Origin of the sequence: Pseudomonas azerbaijanoccidentalis (assembly GCF_019145495.1) — a bacterium.
In the GTDB taxonomy this organism is placed as follows: Bacteria; Pseudomonadota; Gammaproteobacteria; order Pseudomonadales; family Pseudomonadaceae; genus Aquipseudomonas; species Aquipseudomonas azerbaijanoccidentalis.
Genome location: NZ_JAHSTU010000007.1, coordinates 280,551 through 301,446, shown reverse-complemented (window position 1 = coordinate 301,446; position 20,896 = coordinate 280,551). Strand labels below are relative to the sequence as shown.

Below are 20,896 nucleotides of genomic sequence, written 5' to 3'. Positions count from 1 at the left end.
GCCATGCATGCTCTATCGACCCGGGACGCAGGTTGGTTTGCACTCGGTATTCAGAACTTTCTTCTCGGGCCGGCGGTCATTTAATGTGGACATGCCCCAGGCACTTTGTTTTCGGACTATTGAGTGGTGATCGAGATGGAAAGTATCAGTCTCTTGCTCGGTGAGGCTCTGAGCCCGTATCAGGTGACACTGACCCCGTCAGGCATTCATGGCGAATGCCGTGTGACATTGAAGAACGCGGCCGGCGCGGTTGTGGTCGATCGCGAGTTCAATCAGGCACAGTTAAGCGACAAGCGATTACTGACCGATGTGGTCGATGGCTTGCACCGTGATGTGCTGATTGCGGAAGGACGCCTGGAGCCCTGTGTGATCGCGGCGTTACGCAATGCCGCTCAAGACAAGCTGTTGGCCAGCCGAAATTGAATCGTCTTTTGTGGGAACCTTCCTGCACCAAGGTCAGTCAGAGCCTTTAACAGCAGGATCAAGCATTGTGCTCCGGTGCTTGTAGCTTGCTGCTACGGGTCTTTATGTAGGCCACGTTTAACCCCGAGTCGTCTCCCCACTTCTCGGGGTTTCTTTTTGCCCGGGATTTATCACTGCCCGTTCTGGCGCTCGAAAAAGGTTCTGGAGGCTTCCAGGTATTCGCGGCGGCTTTCCGGGTCCAGCCAGGCGGCATAGGCCTCGCTCAGGTAGTCGCGAGGCAGGGTGCGCAACAGTTGGTTGATTTCGGCGATGACCTGTCGACCCTGCGGTGTGTCGGTGCAGCCGATGTAGCCGGACAAATATTTGCCCGTGCCGCGAATCGGGTAGAACTGCAATTCATCCTCCTCGATCCCTTGCTGTTGCGCCTGATAGCGGATTTCAGGGCGATAGCCCAGCAGCAAACGCAGGCGGCCAAGGCGTTGCATTTGCAGCAGGCTGCCTAACGCGTCGTTGCCGTAATGGAGTGTCAGCGCCTTGGGTGGCGCCTGTTTGAGCAGTGCATCAAGGAATTCGCCATAGTTACGTTCGGCGACAATTCCCAGCGTCACGCTACCGGTGGCCAGCAAGGCGGCCAGATCCACTTCGCCATCCTTGATAAACGGCGCTAACACTTCGCGATCAACACGGCGCACGGCCAGGCCATTGCTCATGGCGCGAAATACCGGGATGGAAAACGCGATCCAGCTTTCGCGTTCTTTGCTCCAGTTCAGCGCTGCATCGCAGGTCAGGGACGGCTCGTGGAGCATCTGCAAGCCACGTGCGCGATTGACCCTCATCACGCTGTGTTGGTACTGGGGCATGCCGGCGATCAGTTTCGTCAACAGTTGATCGATGATCCCCAGACCCTTTTTCGGCCCTTCGAAAATGAACAGTGGAGGCAGATCACGTTTAAGCCAGACCAGCGTTTCTTTGGGTTGCGCCAACGCCGGAGGCGCGAGCATAGCGATCAGCAGCACGCCCACCATAGCGCTCAACGCCCGCCGGTTTTGTATCAGGCAGTGCTCAATGAACCGCGCAATCCGACGCTTCAGCTCAGATGGCTCCGTCTTTGCGCAGTTGTGTAATCTGCGACGCGTCATAGCCAAGTTCCTGGAGTACCTGCGCGTTGTGCTCGCCCAGTTGTGGCCCGACCCATTCACAATCACCGGGTGTATCAGAGAGTTTCGGCACGATGCCCGGCATCTTGAAATCTTTGCCATCCGGCAGTTTGGCCTGCAGGAACATCTCCCGGGCCAAGTACTGAGGATCACTGAACATGTCTTCGGCGCTGAAGATCCGGCTGGTCGGGACGTCGGCCTGATTCAGCAGCTCAATGACCCGGTCCAGCGGCAGCGAATTGACCCAGCGATCGATGACCCCGTAGAGCTCGTCGCGACGGCTGTCACGGCCGTCGTTGCTGGCCAGTTGCGGATCGTTGGCCAGGTCTTCGCGGCCAATGATCAGCATGAAGCGTTTGAAGATCGCATCACCGTTGGCGCCGATCTGCACATGCTTGCCGTCGGCGCTGGTGTGGATCGAGGAGGGCGTGATGCCGGGCATGATGTTGCCGGTACGCTCGCGGATAAACCCAAACACGTCGAACTCAGGGACCATGCTTTCCATCATGGCGAAGATCGCTTCGTACAGCGCCACATCGACCACTTGGCCCTGGCCGCCGTTGACCTCGCGGTGCCGCAAGGCCATCAGCGCGCCGATCACACCCCAGAGCGCGGCAATCGAGTCGCCGATGGAAATCCCGGTGCGCACCGGCGGACGGTCTTCGAAACCGGTGATGTAGCGCAGGCCGCCCATGGATTCACCGACCGCACCAAACCCTGGCTGGTCTTTCATCGGCCCGGTCTGGCCGAAGCCCGAGAGCCGCACCATCACCAGCTTCGGGTTCAAGGCATGCAATACGTCCCAACCCAGGCCGAGTTTTTCCAGCACACCGGGACGGAAGTTCTCGATCAGGATGTCGGCTTCGCTCAGCAGCTGTTTCAGAATCGCCAGGCCATCAGGATGCTTCAGATTCAGCGTCAGCGACTTTTTATTGCGCGCCTGGACAAACCACCACAGTGAAGTGCCCTCGTACAATTTGCGCCATTTGCGCAGGGGATCGCCGCCGTCCGGAGACTCGACCTTGACCACATCGGCACCGAATTCGGCGCAAATGCGCGAAGCAAACGGACCGGCAATCAACGTGCCCAATTCAACGACTTTAAGGCCTGAGAGCGGTTTGGCGGTCAACGACATACGGGATCCTGTAGGACAAGGGTTGAGCGAATACAGAGTTTTAACATAGCCGACCGTCAGGCGTGCGAGGTAGATCGCCTTCTATTCGTGGATTGGTGCCTGCATCGGTTAGACTTGCCGCCTTTCCCCGTATCAAGAAGCCCGTTCATGGCCCAGCCGTCCACGACCTATAAGTTTGAACTGAACCTCACCGACCTCGACCGCAGCGTCTACGAGAGCGTCAAGCAGACCATCGCCCGTCACCCTTCGGAAACCGAAGAGCGCATGACCGTGCGCCTGCTGGCCTACGCCCTCTGGTACAACGAGCAGCTGTCTTTTGGCCGTGGTCTGTCAGAAGTGGATGAACCGGCCCTGTGGGAAAAAAGCCTGGATGACCGCGTCCTGCACTGGATCGAAGTCGGCCAGCCCGACGTTGATCGCCTGACCTGGTGCTCGCGTCGCACCGAGCGCACCAGCCTGCTGGCTTACGGCAGCCTGCGCGTCTGGGAAGGTAAAGTGATCCCGGCGATCAAGAACCTGAAAAACGTCCACATTGCTGCCGTGCCTCAGGAAGTCCTGGAAACCCTGGCCAAAGACATGCCCCGCGTCATCAAGTGGGACGTGATGATCAGCGAAGGGACGATTTTCGTTACCGACGACCGTGGTCAGCATGAAGTCCAGCTGCAATGGTTGTCGGGCGAGCGCGGCTAAGTCCTCGCACGTCATCCGGTTTTATCCTACGTACCCAAGAGAAGCTTCTGTCACCCCATGCGCATCGAACCCCGCCTGCTGCCCGACACCTTGCCCTTCCTCGGTGATATTCCGCCTTTGCTGACCCGCCTGTATGCGGCGCGGGGTGTGCAGTCCGAAGCCGAGCTGGACAAGAGCCTGGCGCGGCTGATTCCGTTCCAGAAGCTCAAGGGCATCGAGGCGGCCGTGGATTTGCTGGTGACCGCGCTGGAGCAACGTCAGCGGATCCTGATCGTCGGCGACTTTGACGCTGACGGCGCGACGGCCAGTACCGTGGGCACTTTGGGTTTGCGCTTGCTGGGTGCGGCGCATGTCGATTACCTGGTGCCCAATCGATTCGACTACGGCTACGGCCTGACGCCGGAGATCGTCGCGGTAGCGCTGGAGCGTCAACCTCAGTTGCTGATCACCGTGGACAACGGCATCTCCAGCGTCGAAGGCGTGGCGGCGGCGAAGAAGGCCGGGCTCAACGTGCTGGTCACCGATCACCACTTGCCCGGGGATGAACTGCCGCTGGCCGATGCCATCGTCAATCCGAATCAGCCGGGTTGCGAGTTCCCGAGCAAGGCGCTGGCCGGTGTCGGGGTGATTTTCTATGTACTGATGGCTTTGCGCGCGCGGCTGCGTGAACTCGGCTGGTACGCGAACAAGCCGCAGCCGAACATCGGCGAATTGCTCGATCTGGTGGCACTGGGCAGTGTGGCCGACGTGGTGCCGCTGGATGCCAACAACCGCATTCTGGTGCATCAGGGACTGGAGCGGATTCGTGCCGGTCGTGCCCGGCCGGGGATCAAGGCGATCCTCGAAGTGGCCAAGCGTGATCACGCGCGCATCACCTCCACCGACCTTGGCTTTATTGTCGGCCCGCGCCTGAACGCGGCGGGGCGTCTGGATGACATGAGCCTGGGCATCGAATGCTTGTTGACCGAAGACGCCGGCCTTGCCGGCGAAATGGCCGCGCAGCTGGACGGCATGAACCAGGACCGCAAATCCATCGAGCAGGGCATGCAGCGTGAAGCGCTGGCTCAGCTCAAGGATCTGCCGGTGGAATCGATGCCGTTCGGCTTGTGCCTGTTCGATCCCGAGTGGCATCAGGGGGTTATCGGTATCCTCGCGTCGCGCATGAAGGAGCGCTATTTCCGCCCGACCATCGCGTTTGCCGATGCCGGGGATGGCCTGCTCAAGGGCTCGGGACGTTCAGTCCAGGGCTTTCATATTCGTGACGCCCTGAGTGTGGTGGCGGCGCAGCATCCGAACCTGATCACCAAATACGGCGGCCACGCGATGGCTGCCGGCCTGACGTTGCCGGAAGCGAATTTCCCGCTGTTTGCCGAAGCGTTTGATGCCGAGGTGCGTCGGCAATTGCGCGAAGAAGACCTGACCGGGCGCTTGCTGTCGGACGGCACGCTGGCGGTCGAGGAGTTTCACTTGGAACTGGCCCGCGCGCTGCGCCATGCCGGGCCTTGGGGACAGCACTTTCCGGAGCCGCTGTTTCACGGGGTGTTCCAGTTGGTCGAGCAGCGCGTGGTCGGCGAACGGCACCTGAAAGTGGTGCTCAGAAGCGAGTGTGGCTCGGTCAAGCTCGATGGCATTGCCTTTGGCATCGACCGGGAGGTGTGGCCGAATCCGACCATCAAGTGGGTGGAGTTGGCCTATAAGCTCGACGTAAACGAGTTTCGCGGCAATGAGACGGTTCAGTTGATGATTGCCCATATCGAACCGCGTTAAGCATAAAAAGATCGAAGCCTTCGGCAGCTCCTACGGGCCTTTGGCCGCTGCCGAAGGCTGCGATCTTTTGTTGAACCCCCCACTGAGCCCCGATGTCGACTAGTCTCTAAACACTGCTTGATTATCCTTGTGACGTCTTGTCGAATTTTTTGCCCGCGGGGGCGGGTGCCTTAGCTTTTTCCTGTCACTCGTCGACTTTTCAAACAGAACCCTGGAGCCTGACCACTGATTCGAGAGGTGCCCCATGAGTCTGCTGCTTGAACCCTATACCCTTCGCCAATTGACCCTGCTCAACCGCATCGCGGTATCGCCGATGTGCCAATACTCAAGCGTCGATGGCCTGGCCAATGACTGGCACCTGGTCCACCTCGGCAGCCGTGCGATCGGCGGAGCGGGGCTGGTGTTTACCGAAGCCACGGCGGTCACCGCCGACGGCCGCATCACCGCGCAAGACCTGGGTCTGTGGAACGATGAACAGATCGAACCGCTGCAACGCATCACCCGTTTCATCGCTGCTCAGGGCGGCGTAGCGGGCATTCAGTTGGCCCATGCGGGGCGCAAGGCCAGCACCTATCGGCCGTGGCTCGGCAAGCACGGCAGTGTAAAACCGGACGACGGAGGCTGGTTGCCGGTCGGCCCATCGCCAATTGCATTCGACCCTCAGCACACACAACCCAAACAGCTCGACGACGATGAAATCGCCGAGGTGATTCAGGCCTTTGTCGATTCAGCCAAGCGCGCGCTGGAAGCCGGGTTCAAAGTGGTGGAAGTGCATGCGGCCCATGGTTATCTGCTGCATCAATTTCTTTCACCGCTGAGTAATCAGCGGCGCGATCAATGGGGCGGTTCCTTCGAAAACCGCATTCGCCTGGTGTTGCAGGTTACGGAGGCGGTCCGTGCGGTATGGCCGCAAGAATTGCCCCTATTCGTCCGGGTTTCGGCCACGGATTGGGTAGAGGATGGCTGGAATCCGGATGAAACCGTCGAACTGGCGCGACGCCTGAAGGCGCTGGGGGTAGACCTGATCGATGTGTCGTCGGGCGGCACGGCGGTCAACGCGGAGATCCCGACCGGGCCTGGCTATCAAACGCGCTTTGCTGAGCGTGTGCGCAAAGAAGCCGACATCGCCACCGGCACCGTGGGGATGATTACCGAGCCGGCGCAGGCCGAGCACATTCTGCGCACCTGTCAGGCGGATATCATTTTCCTGGCGCGCGAACTGTTGCGCGATCCGTACTGGCCGCTGCACGCCGATGATGATCTCGGGGGACGCAAGGCCATCTGGCCGGCGCAGTACCAACGCGCCACTCATCGTGATCAACCCATCCACGAGTCGGACCTTCGCGACTAAACCTGCCAAATACGAAAAAAAAGATCGCAGCTTCGTTTCACTCGCAGCTCCTACAGGGGAATTCGTTCCTCTGTAGGCGCTGCGAGTGAAGCGAAGCTGCGATCTTTTGATCTTTGTCGATCAGGCTGCTTCGATCTTGCTGCGGTTCTGCTCGACCTTGTTCAGGTAGTCCTTGAGCTTGTCCTGTTCTGCCGGTGTGGTGAACAAACCAAGCTTGCTGCGACGCCACAGGATGTCGTGGGCGGTGGTGGCCCATTCTTCGCTGCACAGGTAATCGACTTCACGGGTGTAGAGACCGCCGCCGATGTGTTCACCCAGATCGCTCAGGTTTTGCACGCCTTCGAGCATGCGCCAGGTTCGGCTGCCGTAGGTGGTGGCCCAGCGGCGCGAGATTTCCGTCGGTACCCAATCGAACCGGTCACGAATTTGTGAGCTCAACGCCTGCGGCGTGCTCATGTCTTCGCCGCCCGGCAGGGGCGCACTGGCAGTCCAACTCGGTTGGATGTGCGTGAAGTACGGTGCCAATTGCGCCAGCGCCGACTCGGCCAGTTTGCGATACGTGGTCAACTTGCCGCCGAACACCGACAACAGTGGGGCTTCTTCGCCGGAACCCGACAGCGCTAGGGTGTAATCGCGGGTCACGGCCGATGGGTTGTCCGATTCGTCATTGCACAGCGGGCGGACGCCGGAGTAGCTGTGCAGGATGTCGTCGCGGTTGATCTGCTTTTTGAAGTGGGCGTTGACCACTTTCAGCAGGTAATCGGTTTCACCCTCGGTGATCGCAACCGCTGCCGGATCGCCCGTGTATTCGCGATCGGTGGTGCCGATCAGGGTGAAGTGGTTCAGGTACGGAATGGTGAACACGATGCGCTGATCTTCGTTTTGCAGAATGTGCGCGTGTTCGCCTTCGTAGAGTTTCGGCACGATCAGGTGGCTACCCTGGATCAGGCGAATGCCGTACGGGGATTCCATTTTCAAATCGTCGCGAATGAACTTGGCCACCCAAGGGCCCGCCGCGTTCACCAATGCTTTGGCACGAATCGAAAACAGGCTGCCGTCGGCGCGTTCCAGGTGCAGGTGCCACAAGCCTTTGGTGCGGCGAGCGCTGACACAACGGGTCTGAGTATGGACGTGGGCGCCTTTTTCCCGGGCGGCCATGGCGTTCAGCACCACGAGGCGCGCATCGTCGACCCAGCAGTCGGAGTATTCAAAGCCTTTGGTGATTTCGCTTTTCAGTGCGCTGTCGGCACCGAACTTCAGGCTTTTCGAACCCTGGAGCTGTTCGCGTTTGCCGAGATTGTCGTACAGAAACAGGCCCGCGCGGATCATCCAGGCCGGACGCAAGTGCGGGCGGTGTGGCAGCACGAAGCGCATTTGCTTGACGATGTGCGGCGCCTTCGCCAGCAGCACTTCACGTTCGGCCAGGGCTTCGCGTACGAGGCGGAACTCATAATGTTCGAGATAACGCAGGCCGCCGTGGATCAGCTTGCTGCTGGCCGATGAGGTATGGCTGGCCAAGTCATCCTTTTCGCAAAGGAACACCGAGAGGCCACGACCGGCGGCGTCTGCTGCGATCCCCACACCATTGATCCCGCCACCGATGACGGCGATATCGTAGACCTCGGCAAGAGGGGGCGTAGGCAAGGTAGAAGTGGGCATCGGCTAAGGCCTCGGACTTTTTTGATTTTCTGTATTTGAATTCGAACATAAATGTTCATTTGCGAAAATACTAGCCGATAAAGACGCGCGCAGCCAGTCGGCTTCGATTGAAAATACTCATCGAAGGGCAGATAAAGGAAAATTTACGAACATAAAAGCAAAAAATCGCAGCCTTCGGCAGCTCCTACAGGTGCATGGATCCTGTAGGAACTGCCGAAGGCTGCGATCTTTTGAGGCTGAAAAGCCTTAAACCACTTCCAGCCGAACCTTATGCTGGTTCAACAACTGCGCCAGCGCTGGCGACGGCTGCTGATCAGTCACCAGGCAATCGACCAGGCTGATCGGCCCCAAGCGAATCATGGCGTTGCGCCCGAATTTGCTGGAGTCTGCGGCGAGTATCACTTGCCGGGCGTTGGCGATGATCGCCTGTGACACCCGCACTTCCTGATAATCGAAATCCAGCAGGCTGCCGTCTTCGTCGATGCCGCTGATGCCGACCAGGGCGAAGTCGACCTTGAACTGATTAATGAAATCGACGCTGGCCTGACCGACCACGCCACCGTCGCGCCGCACGTTGCCGCCGGTCAGCAGTACGTCAAAGTCGTCCTTGGCGCTGAGCATCGAGGCCACATGCAGGTTGTTGGTGATGATCTTCAGATGGCTGTGATTGAGCAATGCGCGGGCGATGGATTCGGTTGTGGTGCCGATGTTGATGAACAACGAGGCATGGTCGGGAATCTGTGCGGCGATGGCTTCGCCGATACGCTGCTTTTCATCGCGCATCTGATCGGCGCGCATGGCGTAAGCGGTGTTTTCGACACTGGAGTCGTAAGCTGCGCCGCCATGGTAGCGACGCAGTAAATTGGCTTCCGCCAGCTGATTGATATCGCGGCGAATGGTTTGCGGGGTAACTACGAACAGCGTGGCCATTTCCTCGATACTGACGTAGCCGCGTTCGCGGACCAGTTCGAGGATTTGCTGCTGACGGGGAGGCAGATTCATGGGGCGTCCTTTGGGCTGCCGTGCAAAATTTGCCCATGATGCCGCAGGAATCTGCTCCCGACCAGTTACATGCGGATACGAGTCCTCAGCTTGGCTTATTCGGCTTCGTCTTCAGACGCCCAATCGCGGGTGCGACTGACGGCTTTTTTCCAGCCAGCGTAGAGTTTTTCCTTCGCGGTTTCGTCCAGTGTCGGTTCGAATTTGCGTTCGATGACAGCTTTGCCGCGCAACTCTTCCAGGCTGCCCCAGAAACCGCAGGCCAGGCCCGCCAGGTAAGCCGCGCCCAGCGCCGTAGTTTCGCGCATTTGCGGGCGCTCGACTTGTGTGCCGAGAATGTCGGCCTGGAACTGCATGAGGAAGTTGTTCGCCACCGCTCCACCGTCTACGCGCAGGGCTTTGAGGCGTTCGCCAGCGTCCTGTTGCATGGCGTCGAGCACGTCGCGAGTCTGGTAGGCGATCGACTCCAGCGCGGCGCGGATGATGTGGTCCACACGCACACCGCGGGTCAGGCCGAACAGTGCGCCACGGGCGTACGGGTCCCAGTACGGCGCGCCCAGACCGGTAAACGCCGGGACCAGGTACACACCGTTGCTGTCCTTGACCTTGTTGGCGAAGTATTCGGTGTCGTGGGCGTCGTTGATGATCTTCAGCTCGTCACGCAGCCATTGCACGGTGGAGCCACCGTTGAACACCGCGCCTTCCAGCGCATAAGCCACTTCGCCACGCGGGCCGCAGGCGATGGTGGTGAGCATGCCGTGATTGGATTTCACGGCTTTGTCTCCAGTGTTCATCAGCAAGAAGCAACCGGTGCCGTAGGTGTTTTTGGCCTGGCCGGCCTCGACGCACATCTGGCCGAACAGCGCAGCTTGCTGGTCACCAGCGATGCCGCCGATGGCGATACCGCTTTTGGTGCGGCCGTAAATTTCCGACGACGATTTCACTTCCGGGAGCATCTCACGCGGGATGTCCAGCACCTCCAGCATCTTCGCGTCCCACTGCAGCGTGTGGATGTTGAAGAGCATGGTGCGCGAAGCGTTGGTGTAGTCGGTGACGTGCACCTTGCCGCCGGTAAATTTCCAGATCAACCAGCTGTCGACGGTGCCGAACAGCAGTTCGCCGTTGCGCGCGCGCTCACGACTGCCTTCGACGTTGTCGAGAATCCACTTGAGCTTGGTGCCGGAGAAGTACGGGTCGGTCACCAGGCCAGTGGTGTCGCTGATGTATTGCTCGTGGCCGTCGCGCTTGAGTTGCTGGCAGATCTCGGTGCTGCGCCGGCATTGCCAGACGATGGCGTTGTAGATCGGGCGCCCGGTGTTCTTGTCCCAGACCACGGTGGTTTCACGCTGGTTGGTGATACCGATGGCCGCGACCTGATCGTGATGCAGGCCAGCCTGCGCCAGGGCCTCGACCATCACCGCGCTTTGGGTGGCGAAGATTTCCATCGGGTCATGTTCGACCCAACCGGCTTGCGGGTAATGCTGCGCGAACTCACGTTGAGCGGTGCAGACTACGTTGGCGTCGCGGTCGAAAATGATCGCGCGCGAGCTGGTCGTACCCTGATCGAGGGCAATGATGTAGTTCTTATTCTGAATGTCGGTCATGTCGATTGCCTTGGACGAAATAAGGGAGCGAGTTCTGGCGCGATCTGTTCGGCAGGATCATGCGCCAACGGTATCAAGAAATTCTCGGTTTGCCGTCAATGGCAGGTCGTGCTTCCTTTGTAGCAGGTACGGCGCTCGGCAGATGGCGGGCAATCAAGCCGCGATAGGCCGCTGCACCCAGGCAGGCACCGACGATCGGTGCAAAGATCGGAATCAGGAAATACGGAATATCGCGGCCGCCAGTGAAGGAAATTTCACCCCAGCCCGCGAAGAAAGTCATCAGCTTGGGGCCGAAGTCACGAGCCGGGTTCATCGCGAAACCGGTCAGCGGCCCCATCGAACTGCCAATCACCGCAATCAGCAAACCGATCAGGATCGGCGCCAGCGGGCCATTGGGCAGGCCGTTGTTATCATCGGTCAGCGACATGATCACGCCCATCAGGATGGCGGTAATGATGACTTCGACCAGAAACGCTTGCGCCGTGGACAGGCTCGGGTTGGGGAACGTCGAGAACACCGATGCCAATTCGAGGCTGGCTTCAGTACCACGAACCATGTGGTGGGTTTGTTCGAAATCGAAGAACAGGTTGCTGTATAGCGTGTACACCAGCAGGGCGCCGCAGAAGGCCCCTGCGACCTGGGCGAAAATATAGAACGGCAGTTTGCGCTTTTCGAAGTCGGCAAAAATGCTCAGCGCGATGCTGACGGCTGGATTGAGGTGTGCCCCCGAAACCCCGGCGGTCAGGTAGATCGCCATACTCACGCCGACGCCCCAGATGATGCTGATTTCCCACAATCCAAAGCTGGCGCCCGCGACCTTGAGCGCGGCAACGCAACCGGTACCAAAAAAGATCAGAAGCGCAGTCCCCAAAAACTCGGCCATGCATTGGCTCGAGAGCGACGGTGGTTTTAAAGCAGTAGTCATTGAAACCTCATTTTTTTTCTTGTCTGGCGCTTTCATTCCTTGAGGGTCAAAGCGCGTTTTTCCCCGAGGCAGGATCCCCATCCTGTTCCCGGTTTACAGCGGGGCACTGCGGTAAGGCTTTTCGTACAGTTTCAGAAACGAAAAAATATAGACAAGAAACACTGCTGTCAAAGGTCGAAAGTGAACCGTTGGTCACAAAGAAACTATTAGTTCGGTGAATGATCGTAACGGGTGACGGTGGGTTGCCCGTGCAAACGGTGCCGGATAGAGCCTTTTATGAATCAATGTCCTAGAATCCGGCGCAGGATTTTTTTACTCCCGCCAAGTCTGGAGCTGTCATGACACCCGCATTGGATTTGCTGAAAAAGGTTCGGGCCGAACACCGAGTGCACAGTTACGAACATGATCCGAAGGCTGCGTCCTACGGGCTAGAAGCTGCAGAAAAACTCGGCCTGGATCCGGCGCAGGTCTTCAAGACCTTGCTGGCGGCGAGCGAGAAAGGCGAGTTACTGGTGGCGGTGGTGCCGGTGGTCGGCAGCCTGGACTTGAAGGGCCTGGCACACGCCGCCGGGGTGAAAAAAGTCGAAATGGCCGACCCCGCCGCTGCGCAACGTTCGACGGGGTATCTGTTAGGCGGTATCAGCCCGTTGGGGCAAAAGAAGCGTTTGCGCACCTTTATAGATAACTCCGCCCAGCCCTTCGCGAGCATTTTTGTCAGCGCCGGTCGACGTGGCCTGGAGGTCGAATTGGCACCGGCGGTGCTGGCTGAACATACTCAGGCGACATTCGCTGACATCGGCCGGGCCTGAGGGATCAGACACGGCGCTGTATGGCGAAAATCGGTCTGTTCTGTCACTGGTGTGTTTTCCCCGGCGACCGCATGCTCGACGACCTGACATAGGGAGATGGTTATGCAACTTGAGTTTCATCAGGTCGACGCGTTTAGCGATCAACCCTTTCGTGGCAACCCGGCAATGGTCTATCGGCTGGACGCCTGGCTCGCCGATGAGTTGATGCAAAAGATCGCCGCTGAACACAATCTTGCCGAAACGGCATTTGTCGTACGAGAAGGGCAGGGCTGGCACATTCGCTGGTTTACCCCGACCACCGAGGTCCCGTTGTGCGGCCACGCAACGCTGGCCAGTGCTTACGTTTTGTTCGAGATCTACAAGGAACCGGTTGAGCGCCTGGACTTCACCTGCAAGTCCGGCCCGCTGAGTGTCAGCCGCGAGAGTGGGCGATTGTGGCTGGATTTTCCGGCGATCATCCCGTCGGAAGTGGGCGTGACCCTGGACGTCGAGCGCGCGCTCGGCGTCGAAGCGGTCGATGTGTTGGGCTCGAATGAATTGTTCGTGGTGCTGGAGTCCGAGCAGGCGGTGCTCGATTGCAAACCGGACATGGCCGCATTGGCAAAACTGCCATGGCTGGGCGCCATCGTGACAGCCCGGGGCAGCAAGCACGACTTTGTTTCCCGTTACTTCGCGCCGGCCATTGGCATTAATGAAGACCCGGTGACCGGTTCGACCCATTGCAGCCTGATTCCGTATTGGTCCAAGCGCTTGGGCAAGTCGGGTTTGACGGCGTACCAGTGTTCGGCGCGGGGTGGCGAGTTGTTCTGCCGACTGGAAGGCGATCGGGTGAAGATCGGCGGGAATGCGACGCTGGTGGCGAGTGGGACGCTGATGTTGGGTTGAAAGCAAAAGATCGCAGCCTTCGGCAGCTCCTACTGGCGTACACAAGCCATGCAGGAACTGCCGAAGGCTGCGATCTTTTGATCCGTTTCAGTGAGCGGTGCTATGCCGCCGAACACCGGATTCAACCGCCGGAATTTGCGCCGCCATGCTGCCGCTCGCCTGAAACAGCACCAGGTGTTCCGCGGCGACACGAATGCCGACCTCTGCGCCGATCTGATGATCGACATGGCTCGGGAAGATCGACTCCAGTTGCGTGCCGGTCGGCAGTTGCAGGCGGTAAAGCGTTGATGCGCCCTGGAACGACTTGCCGACGATGCGCACCTTCAACGCGCTGTCTGGCGCATAAACGATATCGTCCGGCCGCAGCAACACGTCCACCGCGCCGCCCACCGGCCAGGTGTAGGCCCGGTTTCCGCGCAACTCGCCCAGTTCGGTTTGCACCGATTCCGGGCTGCTCAACTGACCACGAATGAAGTACCCCTGGCCGATGAAACTGGCCACGTACGGCGTCAGCGGTTCGTGATAGAGGTTGTAGGGCGTATCCCACTGCTCCAGTCGACCTTCCTTGAAGACACCGACGTGATCGCTGACGGCGAACGCTTCTTCCTGATCGTGAGTCACCAGAATTGCGCTGGTGCCACGGGCCTTGAGAATGTCGCGAACCTCGTGGCTGAGCTTGCGGCGCAATTCGCCATCGAGGTTGGAGAACGGTTCGTCGAGCAACAGCAATTGCGGCTCCGGCGCCAGGGCGCGGGCCAGTGCGACACGTTGCTGCTGGCCGCCGGAAAGCTCATGGGGGAAGCGCTTGCCCAGGCCTTTGAGGTTGACCAGTTCCAGCAGCTCTTCGGTGACGCGATCCTTTTGTGGATGCTTGCGAATGCCGAAGGCGATGTTGTCGGCCACGCTCAGGTGTGGAAACAGGGCGTAGTCCTGGAACACCATACCAATGCGACGCTTCTCCGGTGCGAGGGTGAAACCGGCGCTGGAGATGGTCTCGCCCGCCAGTTGAATGTCACCTTCATGCACCGGTTCGAAACCGGCAATGGCGCGTAGCGTGGTGGTCTTGCCGCAGCCTGAAGAGCCGAGCAGGCAACCGATGTCACCGGCGTTCAAATGCAGGTTGAGATTTTGCACCACCCGCTGGTCTTGATAACCGCAGGCCAGGTTGCGCAGGTTAAGCAGTAATGGCTGGCTCATGCGTGGTGGTACGCCGGCTCGACGAGAAACTCGAGCAGGGCCTTTTGTGCATGCAGGCGGTTTTCAGCTTGATCCCAGGCCACCGAACGCGCGTCGTCGAGCAGATCGACACTGATTTCTTCGCCGCGGTGAGCGGGCAGGCAATGCATGAACAACACGTCCGGCGCTGCCAGGTCGAGCAGCGCGCGGTTGACCTGGTAAGGGGCGAACAGCTGAAGGCGCTTGGCGGTTTCTTCTTCCTGGCCCATGGAGGTCCAGACATCAGTGCTGACCAGATGGGCGCCGCGCACGGCATCTTTCGGATCGCGAACGATGGTGACGCGGTCTCCGGCCTTGGCGACGAATTCGGGATTGGGCTCATAGCCTTCCGGGCAGGCAACGCGCAGATGGAAGTCGAACTGGATCGCCGCTTCTATATAACTGTTGCACATGTTGTTGCCGTCACCGATCCAGGCCACGGTCTTGCCCTGGATGGAGCCACGGTGTTCGAGGAAGGTTTGCATGTCGGCCAGCAACTGGCAGGGGTGCAGGTCGTCGGACAAGCCGTTGATTACCGGTACGCGGGAGTTGGCGGCGAACTCGGTCAGGTTGCTGTGGGCAAAGGTACGGATCATCACCGCGTCGAGCATGCTCGACATGACAATGGCGCAGTCGCCGATCGGCTCGCCACGGCCCAGTTGGGTATCACGGGGCGACAGGAAAATCGCCTGGCCACCGAGCTGGATCATGCCGGCTTCGAAGGAAATACGGGTGCGGGTCGAGGACTTCTCGAAAATCATCCCGAGCACGCGGTTTTTCAAGGGCTCGAACAGTACGCCGCGGTTACGCAGGTCTTTGAGCTCAACGCCTCGACGGATCACGCTGACCAGCTCTTCGGGCGTGCAATCCATCAGGGAGAGAAAGTGCCTTGCGCTCATCATTGACTACCTTTTTGCTACAAACCGCAGATGCTCAAAGCCTTGTTTAACGGAACAACGGGCGAGACCTGCGGCGTAAGCCGCACGGGGCGACGAAATAGGGGAAGGCGCGATCTTATAATTAAATGTCGCGTCTTACCAATAGGGCTACGGTTTTTAGGGGATTTCAGAGGGGCTACGGGGTGACCGCAGTAGCGCTTTTGAAGCCTGTTTCCTGACAGCAGCGAAGCATTTGTACACCGTGCCTGCGCCGCTTGGCAATCAAACGGGGCGCTGTGGGTGCCGTGGTGGTCGGTTTGCGGTCCGTAATTCGCGAAGTTTGGGGGCCGTGCGTCTGATCTGAAATATTTGCTAATGCAAAGTGCTGGGTTATAAATAAATCACGAGCGACGCAGGAAGCCACCGCGATGGAATCGAAAGAACAGCAGCTAATGGAATTACTAGGCCTCACAGCCCGCTCCTTGACACACCTGACCGCGTCAATGACCTCGATGTCTTTCGAATTGCTGCGTAGCAGCGATCCAGTGACAAGGGATGCGGGTCGCCGCATGATCGACCGCATGGCCACCATCAGTACCGGGCTCGACGAGCACTGGCGGTTGATCGGTGAACTGACTGGCGTGCACGTTGCCCATGAGCAGATCGAAACTATTCAGGAAATCCAGTTGCAAGCGCCGCCAAGACTGCCATCGAGCTGATGGGCGGCGACCATCGGCTGGCCTGATGGTCACCGATTCACGAGACGAACGTCGCTGGCACGCCAGCGGGGCACGCGCCATAGTTTTGTTCCCGCGGCCGACATTGCCCGCCCAGAACAAAATAGAGACTGGCCATGACCAAGACTCTCCATCACCGTGCGTGCCACCTGTGTGAAGCCATCTGCGGTTTGACCATTGAAACCACCGAGGCCGAATCCGGCAGCCTGCAGATCACCTCGATCAAGGGTGACCCGCTGGATACGTTCAGTCGCGGGCACATCTGCCCCAAGGCTGTGGCCCTGCAGGACATTCAGAATGATCCTGATCGCCTGCACCAGCCAATGCGCCGCGTTGGCAGCGAATGGCAACCCATCGAGTGGGAAGACGCCTTCAGCCTTGTCGCCGAACGCCTGGCGGCGATTCAGGAGCGTCACGGGCAAAACGCGGTGGCGGTCTATCAGGGCAACCCCAGTGTGCACAACTATGGGCTGATGACCCACAGCAATTACTTTCTCGGCCTGCTGAAAACCCGCAATCGGTTTTCCGCGACGTCGGTCGACCAATTGCCCCATCACCTGACCAGTCATTTGATGTATGGCCACGGTTTGCTGCTGCCGATCCCGGACATCGATCACACCGACTTCATGCTGATCCTCGGCGGAAATCCGCTGGCTTCCAACGGCAGCATCATGACCGTGCCCGATGTTGAAAAACGCTTGAAAGCCATTCAGGCCCGGGGCGGCAAAGTGGTGGTGGTCGATCCGCGGCGCAGCGAAACGGCGGCGATCGCCGATCAGCATTTGTTCGTGCGTCCTGGCGGCGATGCAGCGTTGCTGTTTGGCCTGTTGAACACGTTGTTCGCTGAAGGACTGACCCGCGACAGCCACTTGCCGGTGGACGGACTGGATCAAGTGCGCGAGGCAATCGCGACATTCACCGCCGACGCCATGAGCCCGCTGTGTGCAGTGCCCGCCGAACAGATCCGCCAGTTGGCGCGGGATTTCGCCGCAGCGCCGAGTGCGGTTTGTTACGGGCGTATGGGCGTCTCGACCCAGGCGTTCGGCACGCTTTGCCATTGGCTGGTGCAACTGATCAACCTGGTCACCGGTAATCTCGATCGCGTTGGCGGCGCCTTGTGCACTGAGCCGGCGGTGGACCTGGTGGCCTCCACTTCGGGTGGGCATTTCAACTTGTGGCAGAGTCGGGTTTCCGGGCGCCCGGAGTACGCCGGTGAACTGCCCGTGTCGGCGCTGGCCGAAGAAATGCTGACCGAAGGGGAAGGGCAGGTTCGTGCGTTGATCACCGTGGCCGGTAATCCGGTGTTGTCGACGCCCAACGGTCGTCAACTGGAGCAAGCACTGGATGGCCTGGAGTTCATGGTCAGTGTCGACTTGTACATCAATGAAACCACGCGGTACGCCGACCTGATTCTGCCGTCCACTTCGGCGTTGGAAAACGATCACTACGACACGACGTTCAATATGTTCGCCGTGCGCAATGTCAGCCGCTTCAACCGGGCGATCCTGCCCAAGCCTGAAGGTGCGTTGCATGACTGGGAAATTTTCGTCGGGCTGGCCAAGGCGTTTGCCGCGAAGACCGGCAAGGAGCTGAAGCCGACCATCGCGCCGGCGCAAATGATCGATCGTGGTTTACGCATGGGGCAGTACGGCGATGCCTCGGAGCAAAAACTGTCGCTGGCGACGTTGTTCGATCATCCTCACGGGGTTGATCTGGGCGCGTTGAAAGCCAATCTGGCGCCTCGTCTGAAAACCGACAATCAGCGCATTCAGGCTGCACCCGCCGCGATCCTGTCCGACCTGGCGCGGTTTGCCACACTTCAGGCCCCAGCGGCTGATGAGTTGTTGATGATCGGCCGTCGCCACGTGCGCAGTAACAACTCCTGGATGCACAACTACCACCGTCTTGTGAAAGGCAAACCGCGCCATCAGTTGTTGATGAATCCGCAGGACCTGGCCAGTCGGGGGTTGAGCGACGGCCAGCGTGTGCGGGTCAGCTCGCGGGTCGGGGTCATTGAAGTGGAAGTGCTGGGAAGTCCGGATATGATGAAAGGTGTGGTCAGTCTTCCACACGGTTGGGGTCATGCGCGCCCGGGCGTACAGATGACCATTGCCAGTGGCCAGCCGGGCTCCAGCGCCAACGACCTGACGGATGAATGCCAGCTCGACGAGCTGTCAGGGAATGCGGCGCTCAATGGCGTCCCTGTGACTGTGGCGGCGGCATGACCGGATCTGACGGAGAGACCGAGCAGGGCGCTCGGCTTTCCGTTACAATGCGCCACCGTGCCGACCCATGAGTCGGAAAGTTCAGCCGAGGTGCTCCATGGATATCATCGAAACGATTAAAGAGCAGATTGCCAACAACACCATTCTGCTTTACATGAAAGGCTCGCCGAATGCCCCGCAGTGTGGCTTCTCCGCTAAAGCCGCGCAGGCCGTGATGGCATGTGGCGAAAAGTTTGCGTACGTGGACATCCTGCAGAACCCGGAAATCCGCGCCAACCTGCCAAAATACGCTAACTGGCCAACCTTCCCGCAACTGTGGGTCGGTGGTGAGCTGGTTGGCGGTAGCGACATCATGACCGAGATGGCTGCAGACGGTTCGCTGCAAACCACCATCAAGGCTGCTGTTGAAACTGCTGCTGCCAAGTCCGAAGCGTAATTTCGATTAGCTCCCTGTAGGAGCTGTCGAGTGAAACAAGGCTGCGATCCTTGATCTCCAGCCACTAAAAAGCCCCGCCCCTCTAATGAGGTGGCGGGGCTTTTTATTTGCTTAACAAGTTACTGGAGAGGCGCGCTACCAAGATCGCAGCCTCGTTTCACTCGACAGCTCCTACTCTTCGCCCATCTGCGATTGCAGATAGTTTTCCAGACCCACTTTGTCGATCAGGCCCAGTTGGGTTTCCAGCCAGTCGATATGTTCTTCTTCGGACTCGAGGATATCTTCAAGCAGTTCACGGCTACCGAAGTCGCCGACTTTCTCGCAATGCGCAATGGCTACTTTCAGATCGGCATGGCCGGTCTTCTCGATACGCAGGTCACACTCAAGCATTTCCTTGGTGTGCTCGCCGATGTGCAGCTTGCCCAAGTCCTGGACGTTCGGCAGACCTTCGAGGAACAGGATGCGCTTGATCAGCTTGTCCGCATGCTTCATCTCGTCGATGGATTCGTGGTACTCGTGCTTGCCGAGCTTGTTCAGACCCCAATCCTCATACATCCGCGCGTGCAGAAAGTATTGGTTGATCGCGACCAGTTCATTGGCAAGGATCTTGTTGAGATGCTGGATGACTGTAATGTCGCCTTTCATGATGGGGTCCTGCCCTGTATTAGCTGTCTATAAGGCAGAGTTTGAGCCGCACAACTAAGTGTGTCAAACCTAAGTTATTGAATAATATATGAAAATTAATCGGAATAAGAATGTTTGTGTTCCGCGTCTAGAGCCTAACTAGTTGATTTTCAGGCATAAAAAAACCGGACATGAGTCCGGTTCTTTGAATTTGGATTATTCAGGCAGCTGTAAATTCTGCAGGATAAGGAATCGCGGCTTGGGCAGTCTGCAATTCCATCAGGGTTTCGCGGACCACTTCCTTGGCAAGGCAGGCACATTTGCCGCATTGACTGGCAACGCCTGTGGCCAAACGGACTTCTTTGTAACTGCAGCATCCTTCATAGATCGCATCGCGGATTTTACCGTCGGTGACGCCAGTGCAGAGGCAAACATACATAAGTGAAGACCGTCGCTTGTTTATGTCTCGAATGCGATGGATCTTAATGTTAACGAGAATGATTGTCAAAGTGCTTTGGGCAGACATTTTCCCAAGCCTGACGAACGGTTTTCCTTCGCAATACACGAGCCAATTTTGTCGCAACGATTTTAAGTCAGCGGGAAAAACCGTTGAGGACAGGTTAAACACGCAGTGTATGATGGCCGGTCTTTGCGTTTCGGTTTGTGTCACAGGGCTGTCGCTTGAGGGTGGCAGGCTGACGCAGACCTTGTTTTTCACGTTTCTACACCAGGAGATATCCAATGAGCGTACTCGTAGGCAAACAAGCCCCTGACTTCACCGTACCGGCTGTACTCGGCAATGGCGAAATCGTAGACAGCTTCACCCTGTCGTCGGCCATCAAAGGCAAATACGGCCTGGTGTTCTTCTACCCACTGGACTTCACCTTCGTTTGCCCGTCGGAGCTGATCGCTCTGGACAACCGCATGTCTGAGTTCAAGGCACGCAACGTTGAAGTGGTCGCTGTTTCGATCGACTCGCACTTCACCCACAACGCCTGGCGCAACACCCCGGTAAACGATGGTGGTATCGGCGCAGTTCGTTACACCATGGCTGCCGACATCAAGCAGGAAATCATGAAGGCCTACGACGTTCAGTCCGCTGACGGCGTAGCGTTCCGTGGCGCGTTCCTGATCGATGACAAAGGCGTTGTCCGTTCGCAGATCATCAACGACCTGCCGCTGGGCCGTAACATGGAAGAGCTGCTGCGTCTGGTCGACGCTCTGCAATTCCACGAAGAGCACGGCGAAGTTTGCCCTGCCAACTGGAAAAAAGGCGACAAAGGCATGAACGCTTCGCCAGAAGGCGTTGCTGCTTACCTGACCGAGCACGCTGCCGCACTGTAAGGCGCAGGCTCCAGGTACAAAAAAACCGGCCCC

The 20,896-nt window shown here is 58.7% G+C and carries 20 protein-coding genes; 10 read left to right on the top strand and 10 right to left on the bottom strand.

Translation table 11 applies throughout. The features are described 5' to 3' along the window. The first annotated feature begins 135 nt into the window (after window positions 1-135). Window positions 136-423, top strand: coding sequence for a DUF3509 domain-containing protein (locus KVG88_RS22640; protein ID WP_150702880.1), 288 nt, complete (start codon window positions 136-138; stop codon window positions 421-423). 170 nt (window positions 424-593) lie between these two features. Here the strand turns inward: KVG88_RS22640 and KVG88_RS22635 are convergent, their stop codons facing one another. Both KVG88_RS22635 and KVG88_RS22630 read right to left on the bottom strand, forming a co-directional pair. After that, window positions 594-1,448, bottom strand: a complete 855-nt coding sequence (locus KVG88_RS22635) for a TIGR02285 family protein (RefSeq protein WP_437179964.1) — start codon at window positions 1,446-1,448, stop codon at window positions 594-596. A gap of 67 nt (window positions 1,449-1,515) precedes the next feature. Continuing rightward, window positions 1,516-2,715 carry a CaiB/BaiF CoA transferase family protein gene (locus tag KVG88_RS22630; protein ID WP_217872808.1) on the bottom strand — a complete coding sequence of 400 codons (1,200 nt, stop codon included), beginning with the start codon at window positions 2,713-2,715 and terminating at the stop codon, window positions 1,516-1,518. Window positions 2,716-2,862: 147 nt separating this feature from the next. Between KVG88_RS22630 and KVG88_RS22625 the strand changes: the two genes are divergently transcribed. The 3 genes from KVG88_RS22625 to KVG88_RS22615 all read left to right on the top strand — a co-directional run bounded on the left by KVG88_RS22625 (window position 2,863) and on the right by KVG88_RS22615 (window position 6,523). Beyond that, entirely contained in the window at window positions 2,863-3,405 is a 543-nt protein-coding gene (locus KVG88_RS22625) for a YaeQ family protein (RefSeq protein WP_150702877.1), read from the top strand. Window positions 3,406-3,462: 57 nt separating this feature from the next. Beyond that, window positions 3,463-5,172: a single-stranded-DNA-specific exonuclease RecJ gene (gene recJ / locus KVG88_RS22620; RefSeq protein ID WP_150702876.1), complete on the top strand. Its 1,710-nt coding sequence runs from the start codon at window positions 3,463-3,465 to the stop codon at window positions 5,170-5,172. Between the two features lie 244 nt (window positions 5,173-5,416). Then, window positions 5,417-6,523, top strand: a complete 1,107-nt coding sequence (locus KVG88_RS22615) for an NADH:flavin oxidoreductase/NADH oxidase (protein ID WP_150702875.1) — start codon at window positions 5,417-5,419, stop codon at window positions 6,521-6,523. A gap of 120 nt (window positions 6,524-6,643) precedes the next feature. Here KVG88_RS22615 and glpD read toward each other — a convergent pair whose 3' ends face one another. The 4 genes from glpD to KVG88_RS22595 form a co-directional block, all read right to left on the bottom strand. Further along, window positions 6,644-8,182: a glycerol-3-phosphate dehydrogenase gene (gene glpD, locus KVG88_RS22610; RefSeq protein ID WP_150702874.1), complete on the bottom strand. Its 1,539-nt coding sequence runs from the start codon at window positions 8,180-8,182 to the stop codon at window positions 6,644-6,646. Between the two features lie 246 nt (window positions 8,183-8,428). Then, window positions 8,429-9,184: a DeoR/GlpR family transcriptional regulator gene (locus KVG88_RS22605; protein WP_007971301.1), complete on the bottom strand. Its 756-nt coding sequence runs from the start codon at window positions 9,182-9,184 to the stop codon at window positions 8,429-8,431. A gap of 95 nt (window positions 9,185-9,279) precedes the next feature. Further along, entirely contained in the window at window positions 9,280-10,785 is a 1,506-nt protein-coding gene (gene glpK, locus KVG88_RS22600; protein ID WP_150702873.1) for a glycerol kinase GlpK, read from the bottom strand. A gap of 73 nt (window positions 10,786-10,858) precedes the next feature. Next, window positions 10,859-11,710, bottom strand: coding sequence for an MIP/aquaporin family protein (locus KVG88_RS22595; RefSeq protein ID WP_150702872.1), 852 nt, complete (start codon window positions 11,708-11,710; stop codon window positions 10,859-10,861). 338 nt (window positions 11,711-12,048) lie between these two features. Between KVG88_RS22595 and ybaK the strand changes: the two genes are divergently transcribed. Both ybaK and KVG88_RS22585 read left to right on the top strand, forming a co-directional pair. Then, a complete protein-coding gene (ybaK, locus tag KVG88_RS22590) occupies window positions 12,049-12,519 on the top strand; it encodes a Cys-tRNA(Pro) deacylase (RefSeq protein ID WP_217872807.1) in 471 nt (156 codons plus the stop codon). A 102-nt stretch (window positions 12,520-12,621) separates the two neighbouring features. Next, the gene (locus KVG88_RS22585) at window positions 12,622-13,404 is read left to right on the top strand and encodes a PhzF family phenazine biosynthesis protein (RefSeq protein ID WP_150702870.1); all 783 of its coding nucleotides are present in this window, start codon (window positions 12,622-12,624) and stop codon (window positions 13,402-13,404) included. An 87-nt stretch (window positions 13,405-13,491) separates the two neighbouring features. Here the strand turns inward: KVG88_RS22585 and KVG88_RS22580 are convergent, their stop codons facing one another. Continuing rightward, window positions 13,492-14,601: an ABC transporter ATP-binding protein gene (locus KVG88_RS22580; RefSeq protein ID WP_150702869.1), complete on the bottom strand. Its 1,110-nt coding sequence runs from the start codon at window positions 14,599-14,601 to the stop codon at window positions 13,492-13,494. Beyond that, entirely contained in the window at window positions 14,598-15,518 is a 921-nt protein-coding gene (gene argF, locus KVG88_RS22575; protein ID WP_150702868.1) for an ornithine carbamoyltransferase, read from the bottom strand. Before argF ends, KVG88_RS22580 begins: the two co-directional genes overlap by 4 nt. A gap of 407 nt (window positions 15,519-15,925) precedes the next feature. Here argF and plzR point away from each other — a divergent pair, with 407 nt between their 5' ends. From plzR to grxD, 3 genes are all read left to right on the top strand, one after another. Then, a complete protein-coding gene (plzR, locus tag KVG88_RS22570) occupies window positions 15,926-16,216 on the top strand; it encodes a PlzR type 4 pili assembly inhibitor (RefSeq protein WP_150704015.1) in 291 nt (96 codons plus the stop codon). A gap of 134 nt (window positions 16,217-16,350) precedes the next feature. Further along, on the top strand, window positions 16,351-18,459 hold the full coding sequence (locus KVG88_RS22565) for a molybdopterin oxidoreductase family protein (protein WP_217872806.1): 2,109 nt from the start codon (window positions 16,351-16,353) through the stop codon (window positions 18,457-18,459). A 97-nt stretch (window positions 18,460-18,556) separates the two neighbouring features. Beyond that, window positions 18,557-18,895: a Grx4 family monothiol glutaredoxin gene (gene grxD, locus KVG88_RS22560; protein WP_217872805.1), complete on the top strand. Its 339-nt coding sequence runs from the start codon at window positions 18,557-18,559 to the stop codon at window positions 18,893-18,895. Window positions 18,896-19,066: 171 nt separating this feature from the next. On the opposite strand, the gene bfr is transcribed toward grxD, so the two are convergent. Further along, complete coding sequence (bfr, locus tag KVG88_RS22555) at window positions 19,067-19,540, bottom strand: bacterioferritin (RefSeq protein WP_150704012.1); 474 nt, start codon at window positions 19,538-19,540, stop codon at window positions 19,067-19,069. A gap of 199 nt (window positions 19,541-19,739) precedes the next feature. Then, window positions 19,740-19,958, bottom strand: coding sequence for a bacterioferritin-associated ferredoxin (locus KVG88_RS22550; RefSeq protein ID WP_075945535.1), 219 nt, complete (start codon window positions 19,956-19,958; stop codon window positions 19,740-19,742). A 302-nt stretch (window positions 19,959-20,260) separates the two neighbouring features. Here KVG88_RS22550 and KVG88_RS22545 point away from each other — a divergent pair, with 302 nt between their 5' ends. After that, on the top strand, window positions 20,261-20,863 hold the full coding sequence (locus tag KVG88_RS22545; protein WP_008057532.1) for a peroxiredoxin: 603 nt from the start codon (window positions 20,261-20,263) through the stop codon (window positions 20,861-20,863). Window positions 20,864-20,896 lie beyond the last annotated feature (33 nt).

Coding starts and splice junctions, on each gene's coding strand:
- KVG88_RS22550 (WP_075945535.1), bottom strand. CDS start 19,958: ATGTATGTTTGCCTCTGCACTGGCGTCACCGACGGTAAAATCCGCGAT.
- recJ (WP_150702876.1), top strand. CDS start 3,463: ATGCGCATCGAACCCCGCCTGCTGCCCGACACCTTGCCCTTCCTCGGT.
- KVG88_RS22605 (WP_007971301.1), bottom strand. CDS start 9,184: ATGAATCTGCCTCCCCGTCAGCAGCAAATCCTCGAACTGGTCCGCGAA.
- bfr (WP_150704012.1), bottom strand. CDS start 19,540: ATGAAAGGCGACATTACAGTCATCCAGCATCTCAACAAGATCCTTGCC.
- ybaK (WP_217872807.1), top strand. CDS start 12,049: ATGACACCCGCATTGGATTTGCTGAAAAAGGTTCGGGCCGAACACCGA.
- KVG88_RS22585 (WP_150702870.1), top strand. CDS start 12,622: ATGCAACTTGAGTTTCATCAGGTCGACGCGTTTAGCGATCAACCCTTT.
- glpK (WP_150702873.1), bottom strand. CDS start 10,785: ATGACCGACATTCAGAATAAGAACTACATCATTGCCCTCGATCAGGGT.
- grxD (WP_217872805.1), top strand. CDS start 18,557: ATGGATATCATCGAAACGATTAAAGAGCAGATTGCCAACAACACCATT.
- argF (WP_150702868.1), bottom strand. CDS start 15,518: ATGAGCGCAAGGCACTTTCTCTCCCTGATGGATTGCACGCCCGAAGAG.
- KVG88_RS22635 (WP_437179964.1), bottom strand. CDS start 1,448: ATGGTGGGCGTGCTGCTGATCGCTATGCTCGCGCCTCCGGCGTTGGCG.
- KVG88_RS22640 (WP_150702880.1), top strand. CDS start 136: ATGGAAAGTATCAGTCTCTTGCTCGGTGAGGCTCTGAGCCCGTATCAG.
- plzR (WP_150704015.1), top strand. CDS start 15,926: ATGGAATCGAAAGAACAGCAGCTAATGGAATTACTAGGCCTCACAGCC.
- KVG88_RS22545 (WP_008057532.1), top strand. CDS start 20,261: ATGAGCGTACTCGTAGGCAAACAAGCCCCTGACTTCACCGTACCGGCT.
- KVG88_RS22615 (WP_150702875.1), top strand. CDS start 5,417: ATGAGTCTGCTGCTTGAACCCTATACCCTTCGCCAATTGACCCTGCTC.
- KVG88_RS22565 (WP_217872806.1), top strand. CDS start 16,351: ATGACCAAGACTCTCCATCACCGTGCGTGCCACCTGTGTGAAGCCATC.
- KVG88_RS22630 (WP_217872808.1), bottom strand. CDS start 2,715: ATGTCGTTGACCGCCAAACCGCTCTCAGGCCTTAAAGTCGTTGAATTG.
- glpD (WP_150702874.1), bottom strand. CDS start 8,182: ATGCCCACTTCTACCTTGCCTACGCCCCCTCTTGCCGAGGTCTACGAT.
- KVG88_RS22625 (WP_150702877.1), top strand. CDS start 2,863: ATGGCCCAGCCGTCCACGACCTATAAGTTTGAACTGAACCTCACCGAC.
- KVG88_RS22595 (WP_150702872.1), bottom strand. CDS start 11,710: ATGACTACTGCTTTAAAACCACCGTCGCTCTCGAGCCAATGCATGGCC.
- KVG88_RS22580 (WP_150702869.1), bottom strand. CDS start 14,601: ATGAGCCAGCCATTACTGCTTAACCTGCGCAACCTGGCCTGCGGTTAT.